At 72.5% G+C, this 26,774-nt stretch carries 28 protein-coding genes and 1 pseudogene; 13 read left to right on the forward strand and 16 right to left on the reverse strand.

The genetic code is table 11. The features are described 5' to 3' along the window. The first annotated feature begins 20 nt into the window (after positions 1–20). Positions 21–1,148, forward strand: coding sequence for a magnesium and cobalt transport protein CorA (locus tag JF597_RS45020; protein WP_294010708.1), 1,128 nt, complete (start codon positions 21–23; stop codon positions 1,146–1,148). A gap of 45 nt (positions 1,149–1,193) precedes the next feature. Here JF597_RS45020 and JF597_RS45025 read toward each other — a convergent pair. After that, positions 1,194–1,698, reverse strand: a pseudogene (locus JF597_RS45025) (uridine kinase). A 172-nt stretch (positions 1,699–1,870) separates the two neighbouring features. On the opposite strand from JF597_RS45025, the gene JF597_RS45030 reads away from it, so the two are divergent. The 3 genes from JF597_RS45030 (at position 1,871) to JF597_RS45040 (ending at position 4,956) form a co-directional block, all read left to right on the forward strand. Further along, complete coding sequence (locus JF597_RS45030; protein ID WP_294010710.1) at positions 1,871–2,572, forward strand: DUF2293 domain-containing protein; 702 nt, start codon at positions 1,871–1,873, stop codon at positions 2,570–2,572. Positions 2,573–2,746: 174 nt separating this feature from the next. After that, positions 2,747–3,226, forward strand: coding sequence for an anthrone oxygenase family protein (locus JF597_RS45035; protein WP_294010772.1), 480 nt, complete (start codon positions 2,747–2,749; stop codon positions 3,224–3,226). Positions 3,227–3,468: 242 nt separating this feature from the next. Next, on the forward strand, positions 3,469–4,956 hold the full coding sequence (locus tag JF597_RS45040; protein WP_294010713.1) for a glutamate synthase subunit beta: 1,488 nt from the start codon (positions 3,469–3,471) through the stop codon (positions 4,954–4,956). Positions 4,957–4,991: 35 nt separating this feature from the next. On the opposite strand, the gene JF597_RS45045 is transcribed toward JF597_RS45040, so the two are convergent. From JF597_RS45045 to JF597_RS45055, 3 genes are all read right to left on the reverse strand, one after another. Continuing rightward, complete coding sequence (locus tag JF597_RS45045) at positions 4,992–5,774, reverse strand: SAM-dependent methyltransferase (protein WP_294010716.1); 783 nt, start codon at positions 5,772–5,774, stop codon at positions 4,992–4,994. 104 nt (positions 5,775–5,878) lie between these two features. Beyond that, positions 5,879–6,154 (reverse strand): DUF397 domain-containing protein, encoded by a 276-nt coding sequence (locus tag JF597_RS45050; RefSeq protein WP_089100964.1) that lies wholly within the window; start codon positions 6,152–6,154, stop codon positions 5,879–5,881. Next, entirely contained in the window at positions 6,155–7,015 is an 861-nt protein-coding gene (locus JF597_RS45055; protein ID WP_294010719.1) for a helix-turn-helix transcriptional regulator, read from the reverse strand. 402 nt (positions 7,016–7,417) lie between these two features. Between JF597_RS45055 and JF597_RS45060 the strand changes: the two genes are divergently transcribed. The 3 genes from JF597_RS45060 (at position 7,418) to JF597_RS45070 (ending at position 11,058) form a co-directional block, all read left to right on the forward strand. Further along, positions 7,418–8,125 (forward strand): ATP-binding protein, encoded by a 708-nt coding sequence (locus JF597_RS45060; protein WP_366916539.1) that lies wholly within the window; start codon positions 7,418–7,420, stop codon positions 8,123–8,125. Beyond that, a complete protein-coding gene (locus JF597_RS45065; RefSeq protein WP_294010723.1) occupies positions 8,122–8,559 on the forward strand; it encodes a hypothetical protein in 438 nt (145 codons plus the stop codon). Before JF597_RS45060 ends, JF597_RS45065 begins: the two co-directional genes overlap by 4 nt. A gap of 513 nt (positions 8,560–9,072) precedes the next feature. Next, positions 9,073–11,058, forward strand: coding sequence for an ABC transporter ATP-binding protein (locus JF597_RS45070; protein WP_294010775.1), 1,986 nt, complete (start codon positions 9,073–9,075; stop codon positions 11,056–11,058). 23 nt (positions 11,059–11,081) lie between these two features. Here the strand turns inward: JF597_RS45070 and JF597_RS45075 are convergent, their stop codons facing one another. From JF597_RS45075 to JF597_RS45085, 3 genes are all read right to left on the reverse strand, one after another. Beyond that, positions 11,082–11,261 carry a hypothetical protein gene (locus tag JF597_RS45075; protein WP_294010727.1) on the reverse strand — a complete coding sequence of 60 codons (180 nt, stop codon included), beginning with the start codon at positions 11,259–11,261 and terminating at the stop codon, positions 11,082–11,084. 165 nt (positions 11,262–11,426) lie between these two features. Continuing rightward, positions 11,427–12,083, reverse strand: a complete 657-nt coding sequence (locus JF597_RS45080; protein ID WP_294010730.1) for a DUF899 domain-containing protein — start codon at positions 12,081–12,083, stop codon at positions 11,427–11,429. A 273-nt stretch (positions 12,084–12,356) separates the two neighbouring features. After that, complete coding sequence (locus JF597_RS45085; RefSeq protein ID WP_294010732.1) at positions 12,357–14,213, reverse strand: FUSC family protein; 1,857 nt, start codon at positions 14,211–14,213, stop codon at positions 12,357–12,359. Positions 14,214–14,534: 321 nt separating this feature from the next. Between JF597_RS45085 and JF597_RS45090 the strand changes: the two genes are divergently transcribed. Both JF597_RS45090 and JF597_RS45095 read left to right on the forward strand, forming a co-directional pair. Continuing rightward, the gene (locus JF597_RS45090; RefSeq protein WP_294010735.1) at positions 14,535–14,948 is read left to right on the forward strand and encodes a RidA family protein; all 414 of its coding nucleotides are present in this window, start codon (positions 14,535–14,537) and stop codon (positions 14,946–14,948) included. After that, complete coding sequence (locus tag JF597_RS45095) at positions 14,945–15,397, forward strand: GNAT family N-acetyltransferase (protein ID WP_294010737.1); 453 nt, start codon at positions 14,945–14,947, stop codon at positions 15,395–15,397. The genes JF597_RS45090 and JF597_RS45095 overlap by 4 nt, the downstream gene beginning before the upstream one ends. A 64-nt stretch (positions 15,398–15,461) precedes the next feature. On the opposite strand, the gene JF597_RS45100 is transcribed toward JF597_RS45095, so the two are convergent. After that, positions 15,462–16,184, reverse strand: a complete 723-nt coding sequence (locus JF597_RS45100; RefSeq protein WP_294010739.1) for an aspartate/glutamate racemase family protein — start codon at positions 16,182–16,184, stop codon at positions 15,462–15,464. 14 nt (positions 16,185–16,198) lie between these two features. Next, positions 16,199–17,665 (reverse strand): NCS1 family nucleobase:cation symporter-1, encoded by a 1,467-nt coding sequence (locus JF597_RS45105; protein ID WP_294010742.1) that lies wholly within the window; start codon positions 17,663–17,665, stop codon positions 16,199–16,201. Positions 17,666–17,803: 138 nt separating this feature from the next. On the opposite strand from JF597_RS45105, the gene JF597_RS45110 reads away from it, so the two are divergent. Further along, complete coding sequence (locus tag JF597_RS45110; protein WP_294010745.1) at positions 17,804–18,496, forward strand: GntR family transcriptional regulator; 693 nt, start codon at positions 17,804–17,806, stop codon at positions 18,494–18,496. A gap of 174 nt (positions 18,497–18,670) precedes the next feature. Further along, positions 18,671–20,080, forward strand: coding sequence for a LamG domain-containing protein (locus JF597_RS45115; RefSeq protein WP_294010778.1), 1,410 nt, complete (start codon positions 18,671–18,673; stop codon positions 20,078–20,080). 43 nt (positions 20,081–20,123) lie between these two features. Here JF597_RS45115 and JF597_RS45120 read toward each other — a convergent pair whose 3' ends face one another. Next, complete coding sequence (locus tag JF597_RS45120) at positions 20,124–20,825, reverse strand: uracil-DNA glycosylase (RefSeq protein WP_294010748.1); 702 nt, start codon at positions 20,823–20,825, stop codon at positions 20,124–20,126. 126 nt (positions 20,826–20,951) lie between these two features. On the opposite strand from JF597_RS45120, the gene JF597_RS45125 reads away from it, so the two are divergent. Continuing rightward, positions 20,952–21,590 (forward strand): RNA-binding S4 domain-containing protein, encoded by a 639-nt coding sequence (locus JF597_RS45125; protein WP_294010751.1) that lies wholly within the window; start codon positions 20,952–20,954, stop codon positions 21,588–21,590. A 69-nt stretch (positions 21,591–21,659) separates the two neighbouring features. On the opposite strand, the gene JF597_RS45130 is transcribed toward JF597_RS45125, so the two are convergent. Both JF597_RS45130 and JF597_RS45135 read right to left on the reverse strand, forming a co-directional pair. Beyond that, positions 21,660–22,349 (reverse strand): class I SAM-dependent methyltransferase, encoded by a 690-nt coding sequence (locus JF597_RS45130; RefSeq protein ID WP_294010754.1) that lies wholly within the window; start codon positions 22,347–22,349, stop codon positions 21,660–21,662. 127 nt (positions 22,350–22,476) lie between these two features. Then, positions 22,477–23,391, reverse strand: coding sequence for an acyltransferase domain-containing protein (locus JF597_RS45135; protein WP_294010756.1), 915 nt, complete (start codon positions 23,389–23,391; stop codon positions 22,477–22,479). Positions 23,392–23,456: 65 nt separating this feature from the next. Between JF597_RS45135 and JF597_RS45140 the strand changes: the two genes are divergently transcribed. Next, positions 23,457–23,756 (forward strand): DUF6343 family protein, encoded by a 300-nt coding sequence (locus tag JF597_RS45140; protein ID WP_294010758.1) that lies wholly within the window; start codon positions 23,457–23,459, stop codon positions 23,754–23,756. 57 nt (positions 23,757–23,813) lie between these two features. Here JF597_RS45140 and JF597_RS45145 read toward each other — a convergent pair whose 3' ends face one another. The 4 genes from JF597_RS45145 to JF597_RS45160 form a co-directional block, all read right to left on the reverse strand. Continuing rightward, on the reverse strand, positions 23,814–24,200 hold the full coding sequence (locus JF597_RS45145; protein ID WP_294010760.1) for a tetratricopeptide repeat protein: 387 nt from the start codon (positions 24,198–24,200) through the stop codon (positions 23,814–23,816). 50 nt (positions 24,201–24,250) lie between these two features. Continuing rightward, positions 24,251–24,883: a dephospho-CoA kinase gene (gene coaE / locus JF597_RS45150; protein WP_294010763.1), complete on the reverse strand. Its 633-nt coding sequence runs from the start codon at positions 24,881–24,883 to the stop codon at positions 24,251–24,253. 132 nt (positions 24,884–25,015) lie between these two features. After that, positions 25,016–25,954, reverse strand: a complete 939-nt coding sequence (locus JF597_RS45155; protein ID WP_294010766.1) for a PAC2 family protein — start codon at positions 25,952–25,954, stop codon at positions 25,016–25,018. 260 nt (positions 25,955–26,214) lie between these two features. After that, positions 26,215–26,774, reverse strand: a 560-nt coding sequence (locus JF597_RS45160) for a S1 RNA-binding domain-containing protein (RefSeq protein WP_294010769.1), incomplete at its 5' end; no start/stop codon positions are given.

The raw sequence follows: 26,774 nt of genomic DNA on the forward strand, positions 1-26,774 counted from the left end.
ATCCATGCAAGGAGATCCGGATGACGATGGCAGGGAATCTGCGGAAGGTCACAGGGCTGGGCAGGACCGGCGGCCTGCGCAGGGTGGCGCGGCTGGCCCGGCGGCGGCCCCGCGTCGACCTGAACCATCACGCACGGTCCCCGCTGGGCTCCTCGGTGGTCAACTGCGTGACGTACGAGGACGGGGTGCGGGTTCCCGAGTGCAGCGATCTGTTCTCCGCGGTGGAACGGGTGCGCAAGAGGGGCGCCGGGTTCGTCTGGCTGGGGCTGCACGAGCCGACCGACAGCGAGTTCGCGGGCATCGCCGAGCTGTTCGACCTGCACCCGCTGGCCGTGGAGGACGCGGTCGAGGCCCATCAGCGCCCGAAGGTGGAGCGGTACGGCGAGACGCTCTTCGCGGTGTTCAAGACGGTCTGCTATGTCGAACACGAGAAGCTGACGGCGACCAGCGAGGTGGTGGACACCGGCGAGATCATGGTGTTCGTCGGCGAGGACTTCGTGATCACGGTGCGGCACGGCCGGCACGGCTCGCTGGGCCCGCTGCGCGAGGAGTTGGAGGCCACGCCGAGCCAGCTCGCCAAGGGGCCGGCGGCGGTGCTGCACGCCATCGCGGACCATGTGGTCGACGACTACCTGAGCGTCACGGACGCGGTGCAGGGCGACATCGACCAGGTCGAGGAGGCCGTCTTCGCGGAGAACGGCGCGCGGGCCGACCCGGGCCGGATCTACCAGATGAAGCGTGAACTCCTGGAGCTGAAAAGGGCGGTGGTGCCGCTCGGCCGGCCGATGGAGGAGCTGACCACCCGGCCGATGCGGGTGGTGTCCCCGGAGATACAGGCCTACTTCAGGGATGTGCTCGACCACCTGATGCGGGCGAAGGAGCAGATCGCGGCCTTCGACGAGCTGCTCAACTCCATCCTCCAGGCGCATCTGGCGCAGGTGACGGTGGCGCAGAACGAGGACATGCGGAAGATCACGGCCTGGGCCGCGGTGATCGCCGTGCCGACGATGGTGTGCGGTGTGTACGGCATGAACTTCGACCACATGCCGGAGCTGCACTGGCGGTTCGGCTATCCGCTCGTCATCGGCGTCATATCCGCGGCGTGTCTGGTGCTGTACCGCGGTTTCAGGCGCAACGGCTGGCTCTGAGCCCCCGGCCGCACCGGTCCTGGGCGGGTTGCGGCGCGGGGCCGCTCAGCCGCTCCAGGCCGGATGCCGCGGGTCGTCGGCGCGGACCAGGACGTCGGCCGTGCCGGCCGGGTCGGTCTCGGCCGCGTAGCGCTCGAAGGCGGGGAGGGTCCAGTGGTCGGTCTCCGGCGTACGGCGGTGCAGGGCGCCGGGAGTCAGAAGGAGGTGGACGGTCAGGTCGAACGGGAACCAGTGCCTCAGCAGGAGCGGGCCGTGCAGCAGCAGGAGGCCGCCGGGCGGGAGTTGGACATAGGGGCTGCGGGTGGCGCGGTCGGTGGCCGGGTCCCACAGATCGGGCAGGACGCGGCCGGTCCCGCCGGGGTCGAGGGGGCCGAAGACCTCGCGCCACAGGGCGTTGGTGTCGAACCAGCCGCCGTAGTACGACTCCGCGTCGCCGCGGCCGTGCTCCAGGCGCAGCGAGGCGGGACGCAGCGTCGGCCGGCTTCAGTTCGACCAGCCGCTCGGCGAGACGCTCGGCGAGCCGGTCCCAGGTGATCGCTTCGAGTCGCACAGGATCATGATGCCGGGTCGGCCGTCAGGGCACTCCGGGTGGTTCCGGGGCCGGGCAGCGGTGACGGTCGGCGCGACGGGCCGCGGGCCGGGCGGGAGGACGCCGTCGCACGGCCGACGGGGAGGGCGCGAACGACGTGAGATCAGTCCCCGGGGAGGGGAAAGTACCGCATATGACACGCCTCGCAACTCCCCCTCACCACGGTGGGCTTCTGGTCGTGCAGCCGCTGCGGCACAGGCGGTGTGCGGCGTGCCGGCGGGGGCCGTTGTCGCTGCTGGTGGTGGAGGACGGGGTGCCGCGGTGCCTGCAGTGCGCCGATCTCGGGCATCTGGTGTTCCTGCCCCGGGGCGACACGGCACTGACCCGGCGGTCCCGGGAGGAGAGCACGCTGTCGGCGGTGGTGGTCCGGTTCAACCGGCGCAGGAGCCGGTACGAGCGGCAGGGCGTCCTGGTCGAGGAGGCCGCGCTGGCCCGGGCCGAGGCGCGGTGCCTGGCCGACGCCGAGGCGCGGCGGCGGCGCCGGGCGCGGGACGCGAGGCGGCGGGCAACCGAGGACGTGCGGTTCGCGGAGGCGTTCGCGGCGGAGATCCTGCGCCTCTTCCCCGGCTGCCCGGCGGAGCGGGCCCGGGCGATCGCGGCGCACGCGTCGGTGCGGGGCAGCGGGCGGGTCGGGCGGACCGCGGCCGGGCGGGCGCTGACCGAGGGGGCGGTGGTCTCGGCCGTGGTGGCGGGGGTACGGCACGTGGACACGCCGTACGACCAGCTGCTGATGAGCGGGGTACCGCGGTACGAGGCGCGGCGGCGGATCGCGCGGACCGTGGAGACGGTGCTGCGGGAGTGGGAGGCCGGGGTGGAGATCCGCCTGACCGGGTGACGGCGGCGGGGACGGGGTCAGGGGCGGCCGGAGGGGGGACGGAGGTGGACAGAGACGGGAGTGGATCTGGCCGGATGTGTAGGTGGGCGGGCTTCACAGTCATGGGGAGGAGTGGCCTGTGGGCATTGATCTGAGAGGCGGAGGCGTCCAGGGGCGAGAGTGGGTGTGGTGGTCGTGATCGACGGGCCGTATTTCGTGCTGGTCCTGTTGGGGGTGCTGGGGGCCGGACTGGTGGCGGGGGTGTTCTGCGGGTTCTCGACCTTCGTGGTGCGCGGGCTGGCCTCGTTGCCGCCGGCGCAGGGGGTCGCCGCGATGAACGCGATCAACCGGGCGGCCCTGACCCCGGCGTTCATGCTGGTGTTCACGGGGTCGGCGGTGGTGTGCGCGATGATCGCGGTGGTGACGTTCGTGGTGTGGCCGGACGACGGGAAGGTGGCGCTGCTGCTGGGCAGCGGGCTGTACCTGTTCGGTTCGTTCGGGCTGACCGCGATGGCGAACGTGCCCCGCAACGAGGCGCTGGCCAAGCTGGAGCCGGGGACCCCGGAGGCCGTCTCCTACTGGCCGGTGTACGTGCGTGAGTGGACGCTCTGGAACCACGTGCGCACCGTCGCGTCGGCCGCGGCGGCGGTCGTCTACGTACTGGCCCTGTCCTGAGGGAGACGTGGGGGCAGACCGGCCCCGACCGGACACGGGCCGGACACCGGCTGGACACGGGCTGAACAGGGGCTGGATCCCGCCTGGCACCCGGCTGGCACCGGGCTGGTTCTCCCCTGAGGAACCCCCGCCGGAAGACGCCGTCGGCCACTCTGCGGGCGTAACCGAGGGGACGTATTGTGGCCGGAAGAGTGCCGCCCGATGGCGCACGGCCTGGGGTACCGCACGCGAGGAAGACGACCATGGCCGATCCCAAGGGGTTCATGACCACGCCGCGCGAGGAGTGGCCGCGGCGGCCCGTCGAGGAGCGGGTCCGGGACTGGGACGAGGTGTACGTCCCCGGCGCGCTGCTGCCGATCATCAGCAAGCAGGCGGACCGCTGCATGGACTGCGGGGTGCCGTTCTGCCACGACGCGTGTCCGCTGGGCAACCTGATCCCCGAGTGGAACGACCTGGTGTCACGGGAGGACTGGCGGGCGGCGAGCGACCGGCTGCACGCCACCAACAACTTCCCCGAGTTCACGGGACGGTTGTGTCCGGCGCCCTGCGAGGCGGGATGCGTGCTCGCGATCAACCAGCCCGCCGTCACGATCAAGAACGTCGAGTGCGCCATCGCGGACCACGCGTGGGCGGAGGGGTTGGCCTCTCCGCGGCCGCCGGAGCGGCTGTCCGGGCGGACCGTGGCGGTGATCGGGTCCGGGCCGACCGGGCTCGCGGCGGCGCAGCAGCTGACCCGGGCCGGGCACACGGTCGCCGTGTACGAGAAGGACGACCGGCTCGGCGGGCTGATGCGGTACGGCATCCCGGAGTTCAAGATGGAGAAGCGCCATCTGGAACGGCGGCTGGGCCAGATGCGGGCCGAGGGGACGAAGTTCCGTACGTCGGTGGCGGTCGGGCGGGATCTGCGGGCGACGGAGCTGCGGGCCCGGTACGACGCGGTGGTGATCGCGACCGGGGCGACGGCGTGGCGGGAACTTTCGGTGCCGGGCCGCGAGTTGGACGGAATACACCAGGCGATGGAGTACCTGCCGCTGGCCAACCGGGTGTGCGAGGGGGATCTGACCGAGTCGCCGATGTCGGCGGCCGGGAAGCACGTGGTGATCGTGGGCGGGGGCGACACGGGGGCGGACTGTCTGGGGACGGCGCTGCGGGAGCGGGCCGCGTCGGTGACCCAGCTGGACATCTACGCCCAGCCGGGCGCGGAGCGGGACGAGGACGTCGAGCCGTGGCCGACGTATCCGAAGATCTACCGGCTGTCGGCGGCGCACGAGGAGGCGCGGGACCTGGAGGCCGCGCCCTCGGCGGACGCGGACGCGCGGTTGTTCGCGGCGTCGACGCTGCGCTTCACGGGTGACGGGAACGGGCATGTGCGGTCGCTGCATCTGGTGGAGGTGGACCAGGCGCGGCTGCAGGTGCCGGGGACCGGGCGGACGCTCCCGGCCGACCTGGTGCTGCTCGCGCTCGGTTTCTCCGGGCCCGACCGGGAGGACGGGCTCATCGACCAGCTGGGGGTGGCGACAAAGCCGCGCGGCACCATCTCCCGGGACGCGGGGTTCGCCACGAACGTCCCCGGCGTGTTCGCCGCCGGGGACGCGGCTCGCGGCCAGTCGCTGATCGTGTGGGCGATCGCCGAGGGGCGGGCGGTCGCGGCGGCCGTCGACCACTACCTGACGGGGAGTTCGCGGCTGCCGTCGCCGATATCGCCGTACGACCGGCCGATGACGGTGTAGCCGCCCACGGGAGAGGAGCCCGTGCCCCGGAGGAGCTACGGCTTGCGCGCCACGGCCCCGTAGCCCGGGATGACCCCGTCGTCCTGCCCCGGTACCGGCTCGCCCAGCTCCGGGTGCCAGTGGTGGACCACCGACACGCCCGGCTCGACGAGTTCGAGGCCGTCGAAGAAGCGGCCGAACTCCTCGCGGGAGCGCAACGCCAGCGTGACCCCGGCCGCCCGGAGTTTCGCGATCGCCGCCGCCGACTCCTCCGGGGTGAAGTCGGCGGTGGCGTGAGTCATCATCAGGTAGCTGCCGGACGGCAGTTCGGAGAGCAGTCGGCCGACCAGCTCGTGCGCCCCGTCCTCGTCGGAGACGAAGTGGAGCAGGGCGACGAGCGACAGTGCGACCGGCCGGTCGAGGTCCAGGACCGCCCGCGCGCCGGCGACGATCGCCGCCGGGTCGCGCACGTCGGCCTGGAGGTACTCGGTCGCGCCCTCGGGTGCACCACGCAGCAGGGCCGCCGCGTGGGCGAGCACGATCGGGTCGTTGTCGCAGTAGACCACCCGGGCGTCGGGCGCGATGCCCTGGGCGATCTGGTGCAGGTTGGGCTCGGTGGGGATGCCCGTGCCGATGTCCAGGAACTGCCGTACGCCGTGCTCGGCCAGCCACCGGGTGGCGCGGTGCATGAAGGCGCGGTTGACCCGGGCCATCACCGGCACCCGGGGGTCGAGGGCGAGCATCTGCCGGCCCATCTCCTCGTCGACGGGGTAGTTGTCCTTGCCGCCGAGGTACCAGTCGTACATGCGCGCCGGGTGCGGCTTGCTGGTATCGATCACGAGGCACTCCGTAAACGTCTGACGCGGTCGATGATCAATTCAGCACCATTACAAAGAAGTTGAATAAGGAGAAAGAAAAGCAGACAGAAGCAGACAGATGAGTTTCAGGAGAGCAGGAAGTCGGCCTCCCCCGCCTTGGCGCCCTCGATGAAGGCGGTCATCTCGTCCGTGGTGTAGATCAGCGCCGGCCCGTCCGGGTCGGTCGACTGGCGGACGGCGATCCGGCCGTCGGCCAGCTTCATCGCCTCCAGGCAGTTGCCCCCGTTGCCGCCGCTCCACGGCTTGTGCCAGCCCTCGCTGCCCAGTTCCCGGGCAGGCATGCCGTTGTAGATCCGCTCGGTGCGGTTCCGCGGCCCGGACTGGGGCTTTATGCGATCCATTCACAGCTCCTTGCGGAGATCCCGGAGGATCTCCTTCGTGCGTTGTGCCGTAGCGGCCTGCGCCGCCATGCGGTCCATGACCTCGAGGTGGGTCGCCACCTCGGTGCGCGCGTCCAGGTAGACGGCGCCAGTCAGGTACTCGCTGTAGACCATGTCCGGCAGTTCGGGCATGGCAAATCGGAACAGCACGAAGGGCCCGTACGTCCCCGGATGCGGCCCGCTGGAGAACGGGGCGACCTGGAGTGTCACATTGGGCAGCTTCGTGACGTCGAGCAGTCGGTCGATCTGTGCGCGCATCACCTCCGGACCGCCGACCGGGCGGCGCAGGGCGGTCTCGTCCATCACCGCCCAGAAGCGGGGGGCCTCGGCACGGGTGAGCAGTTCCTGGCGTTGCATGCGCAGGGCGACGTGGCGTTCGATCTCCTCCGGCTCGGTCTGGCCGACGGCGCCCGACTTCAGCACCCCGCGCGCGTAGTCCTCGGTCTGCAGCAGCCCGGGCACGAAGTGCGGCTCGTAGGAGCGGATCAGGCTCGCCGCGCCCTCCAGGCTGACGTACATGGAGAACCAGCTCGGCAGGATGTCGTGGAACCGCTGCCACCAGCCGGGCCTGTTGGCCTCCTCGGCGAGGCGGACGAAGAGGTCGGCCTCGTCGTCGGCCACCCCGTAGGCCTTCAGGAGCAGTTGGAGGTAGGGGATCTTGAGGGCGACCTCGGCCATCTCCATACGGCGGACGGTGGCCGGCGCCACGCGGAGCACGCGGGCGGCCTCCTCACGTTTGAGCCCCGCGCGTTCCCGCAGGTCGAGGAGGCGCCGACCGAGGACCACCTGCCCCACCGTCGGCGCGGACCGCGGCTCGCTCACGCTCCACCTCCACGAAGTCCCTGTTCCCTGGCCGGACTCACCGGCGTCCCGGCCGCCACACACATATACGGTCACGCACGTACGCGGTCACGCACGCACGGTCACGCACCTACAGGTGTCACCCGGCACGCCGACAGCCCAGCGGCGCCATTCGAAGACTCATTCGACGATCTGACGGAGCAACCGGAACGACCAGTGGGACCGAATCAGCCGTAACAGCCGGAACATCCTGCTCGGTCGCATCGATCACATTGGCCGGATCGGTCCGTCGGATCCTCACTGATCCCAACTGGCGCCGCTCGACATGCTGTTGCGAGCAGTGTGCCACGGCCCTTCACCGCGTCACACAGCACTCTGCATTTTTCAGAGTGACACTTGCCAAGTGTTCACGGCGGGGAGATAGTGGCAAGCGTGATTCCGTCCGCGCCCTTAGGAACAGACGCCGCCGCAGACCGTCTCGGTCTCGGTGCTGATGGGGGTCCTCCCGTGCGAACTCGTTCGAGCGCGGGGGAGGCAGTCGACCCAGGTGAGGGCACTGCCACGCGCCGGTTCCGGTTCGAGCTGGCCGCTCATCCGGGTTCCCCCGCCCAGGCGAGACGCCTGGTGCGCGCCCGGTTGACCGGCTGGTCGGTCTGCGCGGACACCTGCGACACCGCCGCCCTGGTCATATCCGAGCTGGTCACCAACGCGATCGTGCACACCGCGAGCAGTCGCGTCGTGTGCGAGCTGCACGACCACGACGACACGGTGCGCATCGCCGTGCAGGACGAAGGCTGTTCGCCCGACGAGCCCCACCCGTCCCCGCAGCGCCCGGAGGAGGAGCACGGGAGGGGGTTGCTCCTCGTCGAGGCGCTGTGCCAGGCGTGGGGGGCTCAGGAGCACGGGCCCGGGCTGCTGGTCTGGGCGGAGCTGCCGCGCCGGACCGACGCCGCCCGGGACACCGCCGAGCCACGCAACGACCTGGGCTGGGGTGCGCGCCCCACTCCGGATCCGTCGCGCGGCACGTCCCACGAACCGGCGCACACGTCGGTGCCCCGGCCCTCGTCGGGCTCCGGCGCGGCGGGGCAGTCCGAGGCGCTGGGGCCGGTGCCCCGGCGGAGGCGGGCATGACCGGCGCATCCGGCTCCGGCCATGCGCTGGGTCTGGAGACGCTGATCCGCCTGAAGCGCGACCGGCGGTCGTCGTCCGCGGATGGCGCCTTCGGGTCGTTCCCCGTTCCCGACGGCATGACGGCACCACTGGGCTGCGACGCGGTGGCGGTGCCGGCGCGGCTCGGGCCGCTGGTGGTACCGCGGCTGCCGCGGGTGGGATGCGTGTACGCCGATGGCACGCACTGGTGGTGGATCGTCCCGACGGACTCGGACGACGCCCTCACCTGGCCGGCCCCCGCCCGCTACGGCCCGGGCGCCCAGCTTCCCGGCGCCGCCCGCCTGATCCACCGCCCCGAGGGCACGGTGCCGTACACCCCACCGATACCGCTGTACCTCGCCCTGTGCCGGGTGACGGGTACGACACCGGAGTGGTCCCGCCCCCTGAGCGCGTGACGCTGCGCGGCTTCGGCCGCACGGGGGACCGATCGACTGGAGTGTGGCCGGCGCAAGCCCGCCAACGGCAGCCTGGCGTCAGCCGGTGGACGTGTGCCCCCCGGCAGACCGCAGGCCCGGGTCGGCTGATCGCGCCGGTGCCGCTCTCGGGCCGCCAGGCGGCTCGGGTTCGCCAGGCGGCTCTGGGTTGGGTCGCCACGGTCCGCGCCCCACGCCTCCCTCGCGCCCCCTACGGCTCGGGCGCTCCTCCCTGCGGCTCGGGGACGTCCCCGGTCCGCGTACCCGCGTGCACTCCCCCGCGGCTCGGGCCTGCCCCCGGCCGTACCCCTGCGCACTCCCCCCGCGCCCCACGAGCCGCGTCGCGCGCCCTGCCCGGTGGCGGCTCCGCCCGCGATAGTGGCCGTTCGTCCACGGGACACGCCCACGGACACGGACACGGACACGCTCACGGTCAAGGTCACGGCCCCGGGGAGGAACGCGGTGAGGAAGAGGCAGGACGCGCCGGCGCCCGAGATGTCGGAGTCCGAGCAGCTGCTGTTCGGCGGACCGCTCCGCTACGACATGGGCTGGAGCCAGCACGGAAACGCCTTCCTGGAGCTGGACTTCCGCGCCATGATGACCAGGCTGCCCGGCATGCTCGCGTCCAGTCTGCGGCTGGCCCGGCAGGCGGACGCCAGGGCCGCTCGGATCGTGCTGGCCGCGCAGGTGGGTGTGGGGGTCGCCCAGGCCGTGAGCCTGCTCGCCGTGAACAGCGTGCTCGGGCGGCTGATCGGCACCGGCGCCATCGAGGAACGGCTGCGCAGCGCCGCCCCCGCCCTGGTGATCATGGCCGCCGTCATGTTCGTGGCCGCCCTGTTGCGCGCCGCGTCCACGTACGCCACCGGCCGCCTGGAGCCCAAGGTCGAGCGGGTGGCGACCGAGATGTACCTGGAGCGGGCCGCGGCCGTCGAACTCGCCGCGATCGAGGACCACGCCTTCCACAAACTGCTGGACACGGCGCAGTACGGCGCCTCCTCCGCGCGCCGCATGATCATGTACGGCACGCGGGTGGTGAACGCGATGATCTCGCTGATCACCGCGGCCGGTGTGCTGACCGTGCTGCACCCGGCCCTGCTCCCGCTGCTGATCACGATGACGATCCCGAGCGCCTGGGGCGCCCTGACCAACGCCCGGCGCCGCTACGAGTCGTTCCACACCTGGGTGCAGCACGCCCGCGCCGGCCACCTGATCAGCGCCCTGCTCACCGAGCCGGAGGCGGCGCCGGAGATCCGGGTGCACGGGGTCGGCCCGTTCCTGCTGCGGCACTACCGGGCGATGTCGGAGACGGCGGAGGCGGAGCAGGCCCGGCTGGCCCGGCTCGCCGCCCGCACCGGACTGATCGCGGCGGCCTGGACCGGCCTCGCGACCGTCGCCACGTACGCGACCCTCGGCGGGCTGCTGCTGAGCGGCGCGATGGCCCTGTCGGTGGCCGGTACGGCGGTGATCGCGATCCGCAGCGGCTCCGCGAGCCTGAACACCCTCGTGCTGGAGATCAACACGTTGCACGAGGAAGCGTTGTTCGTGGGCGACCTGGAGCGGCTGTACGTCGAGGCGGCGGAGCGCGCGATCCCGCTCGGCGGTGACCCGCTGCCCGAGGACCCCGAGGAGATCCGCTTCGAGAACGTCACCTTCGCCTATCCGTGCGATCACCCGGTTGGTCAACCGGCTGATCAATCGGGTGATCAATCGGGTGATCAACCTGATGGTCAACCTGGTGGTGCCGCCGCCCGCCCCGCCCTGGACGACGTGACGCTCACGCTCCCCCTCGGCCGGATCATCGCCCTGGTCGGCGAGAACGGTTCCGGCAAGACCACCCTGGTCAAGTTGCTGGCGGGCCTGTACCAGCCGGACCACGGCCGCATTCTGTGGGACGGCGTCGACGCGGCCCGGGCCGACCGGCACCGGCTCGCCGAGCGCATCGCCATGGTCGCCCAGGACTTCAAGCGCTGGCCGTTCACCGCGAAGGTCAACGTGGCCGTCGGCCGCTCGTCGGCGCCGCTCACCGAGGAGCGGCTGGCCGCGTCGGTCGCGGAGGCGGGCGCGCAGGAGGTGGTCGAGGACCTGCCGCGCGGCCTGGACACCCTGCTGGCCCGCAACTTCAGCGGCGGCCACGAGCTGTCCGGCGGCCAGTGGCAGCGGCTGGGCATCGCGCGGGCCGCCTACCGGCGCGGCCACATCCTGATCGTGGACGAGCCGACGGCCGCCCTGGACGCCCGGGCCGAGCTGGAGGTCTTCGAGAAGATCCGCGCCCTGGCGGGCAACGGGCAGACCGTCGTACTGATCACCCACCGGCTGGCGTCGGTCCGCCACGCGGATCTGGTGCACGTCCTCGACCAGGGCCGGGTGGTGGAGTCGGGCACCCCCGACGAACTCCTGGCCAGCGGCGGGGTCTACGCGGAGCTGTACGCGCTCCAGGCGGAGCAGTTCACGGCCAAGCTGCCGGTCCGCAAGGCCGGTTAACCGCCGGGGCGCCAGGGCAGCCCCTAGCCCTCCACACCGCCGGTGCCGCGCACGATGACCAGGAACGTGTCCGTGGCCAGATCCATCACGACCTCGGCGGGCAGCCCTTCCAGCCGCCGGGCCTGCGCGAACTCCTCCGCAGGCCATGATCCTCGCGGTCCGCCTGCGGCAAAGCGCTCGAGCACGGTTCGCCCGTTCACCATCCTGCACCTCCAGAAATGCGTCGTACCTGTAGGAGTTAACGCTCTGGAGAACGCGAACGGCTCGCCCGGTGACACTACTGAGACTTACCCGACACGCCGTCGGCGCGGACGGTGAGGGTCCGTTGACTTTCGGCTGACTTTCGGCCGCTTCCGTGACCGATTGTGTCAGTCTTCGTACTCGTCGTGATAGCGGATGCGGTCGCCGCCCTCCGGCGCCCGGCCGAGGGCCGTGAGGTCGAGCAGGGAGGTGGCCGGGCCGAGTCCGTCGAGGCCGCGGTCGTACACCGAGTAGGTGTGGAAGACCCGGTCGTGCTCCCGCAGGAAGCAGCTGATGCCGGGCCGTTCGACCGGCTCGTCGTCCACGAGGATGGTCGCCTCGAAGTCACGGTTGAAGTCACGGCTGAAGTCGCCGTGGGACGACGAGTACCAGGGCAGCGTCCAGCCCATCCGCGCCTTGAACGGCAGGATCCTGGTGAACGGCGCCCGGGAGACCGCCGCGAACGCGGTGCCGCGTGCCCGCAGGTGGGCGAGGTGGCCGATCTGGTCCAGGAAGGCGGCGCAGCAGGGGCAGCCGGCCTCCCACTCCGGGGCGAACATGAAGTGGTGGACGACGAGTTGGGTCCGCCCGTCGAAGAGGTCCAGCAGGTTGGCCTTGCCGTCGCCGCCCTCGAAGACGTACTCGGGGTCCACCTCGACCATGGGCAGCCGGCGCCGCTCGGCGCTCAACGCGTCCCGCGCACGCGTGAGCGCCTCCTCCTTGCGCAGTAACTCCGCACGCGCGGCACGCCACCGCTCACGCGAGACGATCTCCGGAAGCGACATGGGCCCTCCTGTACAACGGTCGGTCCGGGTGGTGACCGCGGGAGGGAAGGGAACTCATCGGTGCGGCCGGAGGTTTTTCGCCGTGCCTTCGGCACCCTTGTGGACTCAGGCGCGGGTCCGTCAGGCGTCGTACCCCTGGATACGCCGTCCGTGTCCGCGTTCCTGCCGTCGGTGGGCGAGGATCCGCGGAAGCGGCGCGGGGCGGCGGCGTCGGACCACGCGCAAGTGCGGGCGCGGTTCGGGGAGTGAGGCGTACGGCGCGGCCGCGGCCGCCTACGCCGCGACCGGCATCCGCGGCACCACGACCCCGAGTCGCTGCCCACCACGCTCCAATTCCGCCGCCAGGTCTGCGAGTTGCCGGGCCTGGCGGGTGGTCAGCCGACCCGTCTCGTCGAGGTGCACGGCGCACGCGGTGGTCGTGTCCACGAGCCGTTCGAGGACGGCGGCCACCGCGTCCGTGCCCTCGGTGTGCCGGGCGAGGGCGGGGAGTTCGGCGGCGGCGAGCGCGATGGCGGTGCGGGCCTCGGCGAGGGTGCGGTAGGCCTCGCGGCGCAGGGCCCAGCGTTCGCCGCGGTCGCCGGACTCGCTGAGGACGTGGTCGAGATAGGCGTGCGCGGCCCGCCCGGCCGCCGCGAGCCGGGCCCGTACCCCGCCGCCCCGCCTCCCCGCCAGCGGCAGATGGCCGACGATCAGCACGAGCGCGCAGGCCAGCAGCGTCTCGCCGATCCGGCTGACGGAGGCCTGCGGCTCACCGCCGACCATGACGAGGGCGAGCACGAGGACGGTGACGACGGCGGTCTGGGCGCCGAAGTGCCGGGTGGCGACCGGGATGACCGCCCCGCAGAGGGCGACCAGCGCGATGAGCCCCTCGGGCCGGGGCAGTACGGCGGCGAGGCCCGCGAAGACGAGGGCGCCGAGCACGGTTCCCGCGGCCCGGCACAGCACCCGGGAGGCGAGCGGCCCGAGGTCGGGCTTGACGAGGAAGACGGCGGTGGCGGGCAGCCAGTACCAGTGCTGGTGCTCGCCGTACCAGCGGGCGTGGTGCAGGGCCTGGGCGATGGCGGCGCTGGCCCCGAAGCAGAGGGCGACCCGCAGCCCGTACTCCCGCCCGCCGCTGCCGAGCGCGGCCCGCACGAGGTCGCGGGCGGGACGGCGCCGGGCCGGTGGCCGCTGGTGGCCGCCCTCGGCCCGGTCGAAGGTCTCCGCGGCGCGCAGCAGGGCGTCGTCGAGGGCGCGCAGGGCGGGCGCGGACCGCGAGGGTGCGGGCAGCGGTCCGGTGCCGCCGCTCTCCCGGACGGCCACGGCGAGCCGCCGGGGCCCCTCGGCCGCCCGCGCGGAGATCGGCTCCCCGGCCCAGGCGAGGGCGGTGGCCGCCTCGGCGAGGGGCAGGGCAGCGGCGTACTGCGCGTGCAGCCGGCGTTCGGCGGCGGAACTGGCGTACCGCCGCAGCCGGGGCCCGGTGAGCGCGTCCTGGGCATGGTCGAGGGCGGCGGTGAGGGCGACGCGCTTGTGGCCGGCGGCCTCGCCGCCCACCGCGTCGAGCAGGTCGGCGACGGCGTCGTACACGGCGGCGACCGCGTCCCGCTCGCCGTCGAAGCGGAAGTCACCGGCTATCGCGCCGGGGGTGGGCAGGGTCAGCCGGAGCACGACCAGCCACCCGGCGCCCGCGAGGAAGGCGAGCGCCCGCTGCCAGCCCGCCTCGGCGACCGGCATCCCGGCGCCGATGGCGGCGGCGACCAGCAACTGGGTCCCGGCCCCGGAGGCGACGGGCCCGACGGCGCTCGTCCCGCCGGCGACCAGTCCGAGGCCGGTGAGCAGCAGGGTCAGGGGGACGGCGGTCAGGTGCTCCCCGCTGTACGTCCCGACGAGCAGCCCGAGCGCCCCGGCCGCCGCGGGCACCCCGAGCCGTCGTACGGCGGAACGGCGGCTGCCCGGCCGGTCGTTGATCCCGGCGAGCATGGCGGCGATGGCGGCGACGACGCCGAGGGAGGTGCAGTGCAGCAGGACCGCGGCGAGCAGCAAGGGCCCGGCGGCCAGCGCCCCTCTCGTCACGGCGCTCCAGGACACGGGCCCGCGCTGGGCGCGCAGGGCGTGGGCGAGCCAGGGCGGCAGGGCGATACGACGCGACACGGGGCTCCTGTACGGACGAGGGCGGGGTGTGCCTTCGGGCGACGGTGGCCGGGCTGTTGGCTTCAGTGATTCACGGTAGATCGCGTTCCCGTGCGAAAAGGTGCGTTCGCATGTCGCGGGTGTGACAAGTGCCCTGGAGGGCCGCGTTCTTTATGAACGCAATTCCGGTCGGGCCGGATTCGGGGCGGAGCGCGTTCGGACTGCGGGTAGGCGAGGGTGGCGCGCGGTCGTGCGGCACCGGGTGCGGGAAATTCAGGTGCGATCACCCGGCGCGGGCGCGGATGATCGACAGGTTGTCCGCCGTTCACTTCAGGAGCCCCTGTGATCCAGCGTGTCACCGCCCCGGCTCTCTTCCCGCCGCCCGGCTACGCGCACGCCTCCGTCGTGGAGGCCGGCACGAAGCTCGCGTTCCTCGCCGGTTCCGTTCCGCTGGACGGCGAGGGAAAGCTCGTCGGCGAGGGGGATCCGCCGCGGCAGGCCGAGCAGGTCATCGCCAACCTGCGGGAGCAACTCCGCTCGGTCGGCAGCGACCTGGAGCACGTGCTGGCGACCGAGGTGTACGTCGTGAGCAGTGAGCCCGCGGTGCTGTCCGGCGTGTGGGAGGTCGTCGAGGCCTCCGGGCTCAGCGCCGGGCCGCACTCGTCGACGCTGGTCGGGGTCGCCTGTCTGGGCTACACCGGGCAACTGGTGGAGATCACGGCCACGGCCGTCGTCCCCGAGGGGGCGCGGGGGTGAGCGCCGAGGTCGTACTGCGCCGCGCCGGCGGGCCGGATGCCGCCGGGGTCGCCGATGTCTGGCTGCGGTCGTTCGGCGCCGCCCTGCCCACCGTGGTCCGGCCGCGCCCGGACGACGAGGTGCGCGCGTACATCCGGGACGTCGTGGTGCCGGCGCGGGAGACGTGGGTCGCGGAGGCCGGCGGCCGGGTCGTGGGCATGATGGTGCTCGCGGGGGAGTTGCTGTCCCAGCTGTACCTGGCCCCGGAGTGGCGCGGGCGCGGCGTCGGCGACCGGTTCGTCGCGCTGGCCAAGGAGCGCTCCCCGTCGGGGCTGACGCTCTGGACCTTCCAGGTCAACAAGCCGGCGCACCGGTTCTACGAGCGGCACGGCTTCGTCGCCGTCGAGCACACGGACGGGAGCGGGAACGAGGAGCGGGAGCCGGACGTGCGGTACGTGTGGCGGCCCTGAACCGTCCCGAGGACACGGCGGTGCCGCACGTGCCACGGGGACCGTGCTCCCGTGGCCGCGCCCCTCATGCGAGTGCGGCCCCCCACACCCGTCTCTTCGCCAGCGGCTTCCGGTAGCTGCCCGCCCGGCTGGTGGTGAGCCCCAGCGCCACCAGCGACTCGGCCAGCTTCACCGCCGCGCCGACCCCGTCGACCACCGGGACGCCGAGCTTCTCCCCCACCGCCCGCTGCAGGCCCGTCATCCCGGCACAGCCGAGGACCAGGACCTCGGCGCCGGCGTCCCGGACCCGCTCGGCCGCCGCGAGGAACGCGGCCTCCGTGCGTTCGGGGTCACCGGCGAGGTCCAGGACGCCGAGTCCGGTACCGGCGACGGCGACGCAGTTGCGGGCCACCCCGGCGGTCTCCAGGCTGTCCTCGATCTGCCCGCGCGACCGGTCCAGGGTGGTGACGACGCCGTAGCGGCGGCCCAGCAGACAGGCGAGATGGGCGGCGGCCTCGGTGATGTCGACGACCGGCACGTCCACCAGCTCCCGGACGCCCTCCCGCCCGTGCTCGCCGAAACCGGCCATGACCACCGCGTCGTACGAGGGACCGGCGTACGTCCGCAGCGCGTCCAGGACCGCCGCCGCGGACAGGTAGCTGTCCAGCCAGCCCTCCGCCGACTCGGGGCCCCAGTCGGGGGTCAGCCCCGTCACGGCGGTGCCCGGGCCTGCGGCGGCCCGGGCACCTCGTACGATCTCCTCGGTCATCTCCTGCGTGGTGTTGCAGTTGGTGACGACGATCCGCACGTTCTTCAGACCTCCTAGGCGACGGGGACGGGGGCGGGGACCGGCGCGCGGTCACGGCGGCACAGTGCCAGGTAGAGGCCCGCGGCCAGGGCGGTGCCGATGAACCAGGAGTACGGCGCCACCCCGCTGAACGTCTTCACCAGCGCGAGCACGGCCGCGACCGCCGCCGAGGGCAGGAACGCCCACAGGGCCTTGGGGTTGACGCCCTTTCGGTAGTGGTACGGCGAGCCGGGGGCCGCGTCGAAGAGCTGCTGGACGTCCACCTTCCCGCGCTTGATCACGTAGTAGTCGACCATGATCACGCCGAACAGCGGGCCCAGGAAGGCGCCGAGTCCGCCGAGGAAGTAGTTGACGACGGTGGGGTTGGAGAAGAGGTTCCAGGGCGTGACGACCAGGGCCGCCACCGTGCTGATCATGCCGCCGGCCTTGAAGCTGATCTTCTGCGGCCAGACGTTGGCCAGGTCGTACGCCGGTGAGACGAAGTTGGCGACGATGTTCACGCCCATGGTGGCGACCGCGAAGGTCAGTGCCGCCACGACCAGGACCCAGGTGTTGCCGACCTTGGCCACCAGCTCGGCCGGGTCGGTGATGGCCTCGCCGAAGACCTCCAGGGAGCCCGCCGTGACGATGACGGAGACCACCACGAAGGCCGTGGAGTTGATCGGCAGGCCCCAGAAGTTGCCGCGGCGCACGGTGCGGTAGTCGGGCGCGAAGCGGGAGAAGTCGCAGAAGTTGAGCATCAGGGTGCCGTAGGTGGCGAGGATCAGGCCGATCGCGCCGAACCACTGCCGCCACTGCTCGCCGGTGGAGACCGGGTGCGGGGTGGAGGTGAGCGAGATGGTCCAGTGGGCCTTGGCCAGGATCCAGACCGCGAGGGCGATCATGACCAGCCAGATCGCCGGACCGCAGAAGTCCTGGAACTTGCGGATCGTCTCCATGCCCCGGCTGATGATCGCCGCCTGGATCAGCCAGAGCGAGACGAAGGAGATCCAGCCGAGCGTGTCCAGGCCGAGGAAGGAGCTCTCGGTGAGGGACTTCAGGCCCGGCCAGGCCGCCAGCAGCATCACGTTGACGGCGACGGACGCCAGGTAGGTCTGGATGCCGTACCACATGATGGCGATCACGGCCCGGATGAGGGCCGGGATGTTGGCGCCCCAGACGCCGAAGCTGATGCGGCTGACCACCGGGAACGGCACGCCGTGGCGCTGGCCGATCCGGCCCATCCAGTTCATGCCGACGTAGATGAGCACGAACCCGGCGAGGAGGGAGGTGAAGACCTGCCAGACGTTCATGCCGAGGACCAGCAGGCCGGCGGCGAAGGTGTAGTTGCCGAGGTTGTGGACGTCGGACATCCACATGGCGAAGAGGTCGAAGACCTTCCAGTTCCGCTTTTCGGCGGGGGCGAGGTCTTCGTTGGTGAGCCGTGGGTCGGGGACGAACACGGTTGCGCCGGTGGCTTCGGCGCGGTCGGCGAGGGACACGGGGCCTCCAGGGAACCAACCGGTGTACCAGCTTTTGGTATACCAAACTGCGGTCATAGTGCTCCCGCCAAGCGTTCTGACCGATGTCCGTCCCGTTACGGCTCCGTAAAAGCCCCTCCGGTCGGCGAAAATGACCTCATGGGCTCCCCCACCACGAAGATCGAACCCCTGGGCGCGGTGCGCGAACGGGTCCTCGCGACCCTGCGGCAGGACATCATCGCCGGGCGCCTGGGCCCGGGCGACCGGCTGGTGGAACGCGAGCTCGCCGAGCGGTTCGGGGTGTCCCGGGTGCCGGTCCGGGAGGCGATCCGGGCCCTGGTCGCCGAGGGTTTCGTCCTCTTCGAGTCGGCCCGCCGCACCGTGGTCCGCCGGCTGACCCCGACCGACGTCAAGGAACTCTTCGAGCTGCGCGAGGCGTTGGAGGTGTACGCGGCCGGGCTGGCGGCGGCGCGGGCGACACCGGAGGCACTGGCCGAGCTGCGGGAGCTGCTGGGCCGGGCGGCCACGGCGACCGAGGCGGGCGACGCCGAGACCATCACCGACGCCAACACCCGTTTCCATGACCGGATCCTGGCCCTGGCCGGCAACAGCCTGCTCATCTCGGTCATGGAGCCGGTCGACGGCCGGCTGCGCTGGCTCACCCGGCGCAACGAGGAGTGGCCCCAACTCCTCACCGAGCACCGCGAGTTGTACGACGCGATCGCGTCCGGCGACCCGGACCGCGCCCGCGCCCGCGCACTCGGCCACGTCCAGGCCAACTACCGGTCGACCGTCCGGCACCTGTTCGGCGAGGACGGCGGCGACCAGCCGCGAGATCCGGCCGCCGAGTAGCCGTCCACAGGAACGCCAGTTCGCACACCGATCTCCTAGGGTTCTCCTCACCAGCGAAGATCGAAACGGATCCGCACGGACCGGCCACGGAGCCGAGCGGACCGGACGGGAGGGCATGACCATGGTGGGCAGGCGGGCGGAGCCGCGCTGGTGGGGATGGGCGCCGTGGCCGGCATGACGGTGGGCACGGGGAGCGCCGCCGCCGACGAGCCGCTGGACACGCCGTTCACCCCGGTCGCCGCACCGCACCTGGCCGAGGCCGAGCAGCTGGTCCGGTACCAGCGGCTGCTGGCGGCCGGCTATCTGCCGACCGGACTGGCCGGGCACTGGCCGCTGGACGGCTCCGGCGCCGACGGCTCCGGCTTGGAGCACCCGGTCACCCTGGGCCCCGGAGCGAGCTGGACCTGTCTGCGGGCGGGCGGCGAACTGAGCTTCGACGGCACCGCCGGTGCCTACGCCGTCACCGCCTCCGTCCTGGACACCACTGTCCCGTTCACGGTCACGGCCTGGGTCCGGCTGGCCGACGACGCCGTGCTCACGAACATGTACACGGCCGTGAGCCAGGACGGCGGCAGCGTCAGCCGCTTCCTGCTCCAGTACGACAACACGGCCGGGACCTGGGCGTTCAAGGTGCGCAGCGAGGACCAGGGCACCAAGGTCTCGGCACTGGCCGCCACCCCGGTGACGAAGACGGGAGTCTGGACCCACCTGGCGGGCGTCTGGGACGGCACCCGCGTCCAGCTCCATGTGAACGGCGTCCTGGAAGGAAACGCCGACACCACCCTGTCCTGGGCCGCGACCCAGGGCTTCAGCATCGGCCGGGCCCGCTGGGACGGCGGGTACGTGAACCGCTTCAGGGGCTCGGTGGACGACGTCCGCGCCTACGGCCGTGCCCTCGGCGCCGATGAGATCGCCCTGGTCAGCGGGCGTACGGCACGCGCGAACAACGTCTACCTGATGGACGCGTCGGCGACCGTGACCTGGGGTCGCCCGGACGACCTCGCCGGCTGGGTGGCCCGGACCCGCTGCTCGTCCTTCGTCACGGCGCTGCTCAGGCACACCTACGGGTGGGCGACCGACGCCTACTTCCTCCAGTACTTCCAGGAAAAGGGCCCGGAGGCCGCCGACTACTGCTCGGCGTTCCGGAACGACACCGCCGGTCCGCGCTTCCGCCGCATCCGCAAGGTCACCGACCTGCGGCCGGGCGATCTGATCGCCGTCGACTACAACGGGCAGGACGCGCAGAACACCGGGCACATCGTGATGGTCCGCGAGGTCAAGGGCGTCTTCAGCGGCGTCGCCGACTTCACCGGCGAGACCCAGTACGCCGTCGAGATCGTCGACTGCACCTCCGACCCGCACGGCGTCTACGGCCTCAGCAACTATCCCCGGTACCCGGACACCCGCATGGTCAGCAACGTGGACGGCGAGAGCTTCCAGGGCGTCGGCATCGGCCACATGATGTTCTACGCCTCCGACACGACCGGCGAGTTCACCCGGTACCGCTGGAGCGTCAACTCCTCCGCGTCCACCGGCACCCACACGGTGGACGACCGCCCGGTGGCCGCGGCCCGGATCGTCTGAGCCCCGCCCCGCGCCACCCCGCCTCCCCGCCCGCGCCGGGCCCTCACCCCAGTCCGGCCGCCTCCGCCGCCGTCCGCAGCACGTCGCGGAGCATCTCGGGGGTGAGGCGGCCGGTGAAGGTGTTGCGCTGGCTGACGTGGAAGCAGCCGAAGAGGTCCAGGCCGCCGAGGCCGACCCGGGTGCCGTGGGCGAAGGCCGGGCGGGGCCGGGGCACGGTCCAGCCCGCCTCCGCGAACGCCGGCAGCGCGGCCTGCCAGCCGAAGGCGCCGAGCACGACGGCCGCTCGCACCGTCGGCCGCAGCAGCGTCAGCTCCTCGGTCAGCCAGTGCCGGCAGGTGTCACGCTCCCCGGGAGTCGGCTTGTTGGCGGGCGGCGCGCAGTGGACGGGCGCGGTGACGCGTACCCCGTAGAGCTCCAGGCCGTCGTCGGCGCTCACCGAGGTCGGCTGCGAGGCGAGCCCGACGTCGTACAGCGCCTGGTACAGCACGTCGCCGGAGCGGTCTCCGGTGAACATCCGGCCGGTGCGGTTGCCACCGTGCGCGGCCGGGGCGAGGCCGATGATCAGCAGCCTGGCATCGGCGGGCCCGAAGCCGGGGACGGGCCGGCCCCAGTACGTCCAGTCGGCGAACGCGGCGCGCTTGGTCCGCGCGACGTCCTCCCGCCAGGCGACCAGGCGAGGGCAGGCACGGCAGACGCTGACCCGCTGGTCGAGGCGGGCGAGCCGGGTGAGGGGGGTGTGGTCCACGCTTCAACGGTAGGGCCGGGGCGAGTTTTGCCGGAGCGGCTCGGGTGGGAGTGGCCCTTTGGGGCGCGGTGGTGGCGTCGGGGAAACGGTTCCGTCGGTGTCGGCCCGGGGAGCTAAGGTCGGGGCATGGCTTCTGAGGATGCGGACGAGGGCAGGGAGCAGGAGATCGGTGGGGCCGGAGCCCCCGCCGAGGCCGCGCCCGCCGAAGGCACCGACGCCGCTGCCGCCCAGGCCCCCGACCCCGCCGCCGTGGCCGCGGCTGTCGCGGCCGCCGAGGCCGCGGGTCCCGCTCCCGGTGAGAACGTGCGGATCGACAGCTGGGTCTGGGCCGTCCGCCTGATCAAGACCCGCTCCATGGGAGCCACCGCCTGCCGTGGCGGACACGTCCAGGTGAACGGCGAGCGGGTCAAGCCCGCCCACTCAGTGCGCGTGGGCGACGAGGTGCGGCTGCGCCACGAGGGCCGGGAGCGGGTCGTCATCGTGAAGCGGCTGATCCGCAAACGGGTCGGCGCCCCGGTGGCCGCCGTGTGCTACATCGACAACTCCCCGCCTCCCCCGCCCCGCGAGGCCGTCGCCCCCATCGGCATCCGCGACCGCGGGGCCGGCCGCCCCACCAAGCGCGACCGCCGCGAGCTGGAACGACTGCGCGGCCTCGGCGGCATGGGCGGGATGGGCGGCACGGGCGGTCCCGGCACGGCTGGGTCCGGCACGGGTGGGACGGGCTCAGGAGGCCGGCCGGGCAGTGGACGTCGCGGCGGACGGTGATCTGTCCGGCCTGGCCCCGCGAGAGCAAGGGCCGGCCGGCGAACCCGGCGCCTCGCCCGCTCGGCCGGGTCACCCAGGCTGAGCCGCCGGTACCGCCCTGACCCACGTGCCGTCCTCGGTCAGATACTCGGCCACCTCCAGTCCCGCCTCCGCGAGCGCCTCCTCGAACTGGTCCCGGGTGAGCGGCCGGGCCAGGAAGGTCTGGGTCCAGGTCGCGTCCGCGAACTCGTACTCCGCGTGCACCGAGTTCACCCCGTCCCCGACCGGCTCGGCCGACAGGATCCGGACGGTGTAGCCGCCGGGGTCGACCCGCTCCCTCGGCACCTTCGTGTGGTAGTCCGCGCCCTCCCGCTGGATGAGCACGCAGCCGCCGTCCGCCACGTGCGCGGCGCAGCTGCGCAGCATGCCCCGGCGCACCTCCGCGTCCCCGGTGTGCACCAGGAACGACGCCAGCAGCACCACGTCGAACGTCTCGCCCAGGTCGAGCCCTTCGATGGTGCTGCGTATCGTGCGGGCCCCGCGCACGCGCGCCAGCATCTCCGCCGACTCGTCCACCGCCGTGACCGTGAACCCGCGCTCCAGGAGCGGGTGCGTCACGCGCCCCACACCGCTGCCCAGCTCCAGGATGCGGGAGCCGGCCGGCACCGCCGCCTCGATGATGTCAGGCTCGGCTCCGGGGGCCAGGCGCGCGTAGAACTCGACCGCGCAGCCGTCCGGGGTGATCGCTCCCGGACCCGTTCCCTCGTACCCCTCACGCATGTCAACCGTCATGCCCGAACAACGGCCGGTCGCCGCACCGCCGTTCCCGTACCCCGACAGTTCACTCGTTCGAGCAGTTCGAAAGGTCGACGGGAACTTTCCCGCTAGAGGGCGCGGTTGACAGCCGTCACTGGTCCCACGGGAACCATCCGTGCCCGACGTACCAGTGGCCGCCCGCCCGCAGGTGGTCACCGACCGCCCGCTCCACCGACGTCCGGCGGGGCAGGTCCTGTACCGGCAGGTCGGGATCGCCGAAGACGAAGCCGACCGGTGTGGTGTCGGCCGGCTCCGGGTCCGCCCACCCGGGCCGGAACCGCTCCTGGAAGCGGACGATGTTGGAGTCCGCCGCGAGGTGCCGGCGCAGCTGTGGATCGAGCAGCCAGGAGTGGCAGGTCGCGACGGTGTGGGGCTCCTCGGGGAAGTGCCGGGCGAAGAACTCCCGGGCGTGGTCCACGGAGCGGTCGCAGGCGACCGGGGTGAGCGGTCCGAGGAAGTCGGGGATGTGCAGGTTCAGGGAAGGCTCGCCACCGGTCACGTCGGTGCCGGCCGATCGGATCGCCTGCGCCGTGCGTTCGCCGAGTCCCGTCCGCTCGTACTGCAGGCGTCCCAGCTGGTAGAGCCGCCCGCGGAAGTGCCGGGTGAGCCACTGCCCTTGGGAGGCTCCGAGCCCACCCCTGCCGTGGCGCCGGCGGTGCAGTGCCATGCCGCGGCCGAGGTCGGCGAGCGTGTGGCGGGAGACGTCGTCGGGAATGCCGCGCGCCCGGTGCACCGCGCGGACGTGCGGCACCGCCGCGAGGAAGACGTAGACGAGGAAGTACTCGGCCAGGGCGGCCGGGGCCTGGGCGGCCCGGTCGGCGAGCCCGGACGGGTCGTCGACCTCCCGGACGGCACCGGTCACGTCCTCGGCGCCCTCCTCCACCAGCCGCCGCACCCCTGGGTCGGCGGTCACGGCCCGCCGCAGTGCCACCACCTCGTTGATGTCCTCGTGCGGCACGGCGAGGTCGAGGAGCAGGTCGGGCAGGTCGGCGGCGTCCGGCAGCACGGCGGGGTCCCCCTTGGTGAACGTGCGGTCGAGGAGTACGTTGCAGACAGGAGTGGTGATCCGGGATGCGTACGGGCAGTGAACCGGTGACCGCCCGCAGTGCCCTGCGGGCGCGGTTGTGGCTGAGCGTGTGGGGGGCGGCCTGGGCCGTCTTCGGCACGGTCGCGTTCGCGCTGGTCGGGCGCCCCGGCTGGGCTGCCGCCTGCGGGGTGCTGTGGCTGGTGGCCACCGTCGACATGGCCGTGATCCTCAGGCACATCCGGCAGGGCCCGCACTATCAGCCGGGCCGCGACGTGCCGCCGTACCCGCCCGCGGACAGCCGTCCGCCGCCGCTCCGGCGCCCGCCGCAGCACCGTCACCCGTGAGGGAGCATCCGGACACGCTCCGTCGGCTGGTGCTCCGCGGGCGTAGGCTCCGCCGGCTCACGCGTCGGTGTCGAAGCGGGCCGCCTTCAGGTACTCCGGGTTCGGGTCCAGGGCGGCCGCCAGCCGGAAATGCCGTATCGCGAGGTCGGCCCGGCCCTGGCGCTGGTAGGTGCGGGCGAGGGCGAAGTGGGCGAACGCGTTGTCCGGTTCGCGCTCCAGGACGATGGTGAACTCCAGCTCGGCGGGGCGCAGTTGCGCGGCGGCGAAGAAGGCACGCGCGCGCAGCAGCCGGGCGGCGGTGTTCTCGGGGTGCGCGCCGATCACTCCGTCGAGCAGCTTCACCGCGCCCCGCGGGTCCCGTGCGTTGAGCAGCTGCTCGGCGGCACGGAAGTCGATGACATGCGTCTCCGGAGTACGTCCGGTCGAACCGCTGGTCTCGGGCACGGCAAAGTCCTTCCCTCGCTGAAGCGGTTCAACGCCCGGACGGGTGCCCGCTATTTCGAAGACGCGTTCCGGTCGTTCGGACCGGCCGTCCGCGCGCGGCGCAGAAGGTCGGACCACACCTCCTGGACGCGCTGCCGGAGCGCGTCCAGGGGGACGTCGTTGTCGATCACGATGTCCGCGATCTCCAGGCGCTTCTCGCGCGTCGCCTGCGCGGCCATGCGCGCGCGGGCGTCCTCCTCGGTCATCCCCCGCAGCCGTGTCAGCCGGTCCAGTTGGGTCTCGGGGGCGGCGTCCACGACGACCACGACGTCGTAGAGCCCCGCGAGGCCGTTCTCGGTGAGGAGCGGGACGTCGTGGACCACCACCGCGTCGTCGGCTGCCGCGCTCTCCAGCTCGCGGGAGCGGGCCCCGACGAGGGGGTGCACGATCGAGTTCAGCACGGCTAGCCTCGCGGGGTCGGCGAAGACGATCGCGCCGAGCCCGGGCCGGTCCAGGCTGCCGTCGGCGGCCAGCACCTCCGGCCCGAAGGCCTCGGTCACGGCGGCAAGACCCGGCGTCCCGGGCGCGACGACCTCACGTGCGATGCGGTCCGCGTCGATCAGCACGGCGCCGTGCTCGACGAGCAGCCGCGACACCTCGCTCTTGCCGGCGCCGATCCCGCCGGTGAGACCAACTTTCAGCATGCCCCGAAGCTTAGGCCCTGCCATCCACACCGCCGGGACGGGGCTCGGTGGCCACCGCCCCGGCCGGCCTCGGTCGTCGCACCGGCCGGGGCTCGCCGCCCCGGCCGGTGTGTGGTCGCGTGCGGGCCGGCGTCAGTTGTCGCCCTCGCGCTCCGCGAGGAAGCGCTCGAACTCGAGGCCGATCTCGTCCGCGGAGGGGATCTCCACCGGTTCGGCGAGCATGTTGCCCCGGGTCTCGGCGCCCGCGGCCGCGTCGTACTGGTGCTCGAGCCCCTGTACGAGGGCGGTCAGCTCCTCGTCGCCCTCCTGGATCTGGCTGTCGATCTCCGTCTGGGTGCGGTGCGCGTCCGTGCGCAGGGCGTGCGCGATGCCCGGGAGGACCAGGCCCGTGGCGGCCGTGACGGCCTCCAGGACGGTCAGGGCGGCGTCCGGGTAGGGCGAACGGGCGATGTAGTGCGGCACGTGCGCGGCGACGCCCAGGACGTCGTGTCCGGCCTCCATGAGGCGGAATTCGAGCAGCGCCTCGGCGCTGCCGGGCACCTGGGCCTCGTCGAAGGGGCTGCGGTGTCCGGGGACCAGGTCGGTGCGGTTGCCGTGCGGGGTGAGGCCGACGGGGCGGGTGTGCGGGACACCCATGGGGATGCCGTGGAAGTTCACGGAGAGGCGGACGCCGAGCCGCTCCACGATCTGCCGTACCGCCGCGGCGAAACGCTCCCACTCGACGTCGGGCTCGGGGCCGGACAGCAACAGGAAGGGGGCGCCGGTGGCGTCCTGCACCAGGCGGACCTCGATGCCGGGCTCCTCGTACTCGGTCCAGCGGTCCCGCTTGAACGTCAGCAGCGGGCGGCGGGCCCGGTAGTCCACGAGCCGGTCGTGGTCGAAGCGGGCGACGACCTGGTGGGGCAGCGAGTCGAGGAGCCGGTCGACGATCTGGTCGCCGGTCTCACCCGCGTCGATGTATCCGTCGAAGTGGTAGAGCATGACAAGACCGGCCGACTCCTGGGCCAGCGCCATGTCGACGACTGCCAGGCCTTTCGGCTCCCATGCGTACAAACCCTGCGGATCAAGCACTGTGACCGCTCCTCCTCGTGTTCGTACGTTTCAACGCCCCCTGGAGCAGGGGCATTCCCACCGGCACCCCTGATCAGCCATCTCTTACGGGCCTTTCCTCGCGGGGCGAGGGACGACGCGCCCCCTGGGGTCGCTGGGAGTACCCCGGGAACTGCGCGACCAGCCCCCTCCCCTCCCCACCGGGCCCGCAGCCGAAAACGCTGAGGGGCCGCACCCCGAAAGGTACGGCCCCTCAGTCAGGAGCTACAGCTCAGTGGGCGTCAGCTCTGCCCACCCGCCAGCTTCTCCCGCAGGGCGGCAAGCGCCTCGTCCGAGGCCAGCGCACCGGAGGTGTCGGCGCCCTCGGAGGAGTACGAACCGCCACCCGCGGCCGGAGCCGCACCCGCGGCGTCGCCGCCCTCGGCAGCGGCAGCGGCGTCGGCCTCGCGGCTCTTGATGACCTGCTGCTGGTGCTGCTCGAAGCGCTGCTGCGCCTCGGCGTACTGGCGCTCCCACTCCTCGCGCTGCTTCTCGTAGCCCTCGAGCCAGTCGTTGGTCTCGGGGTCGAAGCCCTCGGGGTAGATGTAGTTGCCCTGGTCGTCGTAGGACGCGGCCATGCCGTACAGGGTCGGGTCGAACTCGACCGAGGCCGGGTCGGCACCGAAGGACTCGTTGGCCTGCTTCAGCGAGAGGCTGATGCGGCGGCGCTCGAGGTCGATGTCGATGACCTTGACGAAGATCTCGTCGTTGACCTGGACGACCTGCTCCGGGATCTCCACGTGGCGCTCGGCCAGCTCGGAGATGTGGACCAGACCCTCGATGCCCTCGTCCACGCGGACGA

The organism is Streptomyces sp. (genome assembly GCF_019510245.1).
Taxonomy (GTDB): Bacteria; Actinomycetota; Actinomycetes; order Streptomycetales; family Streptomycetaceae; genus Streptomyces.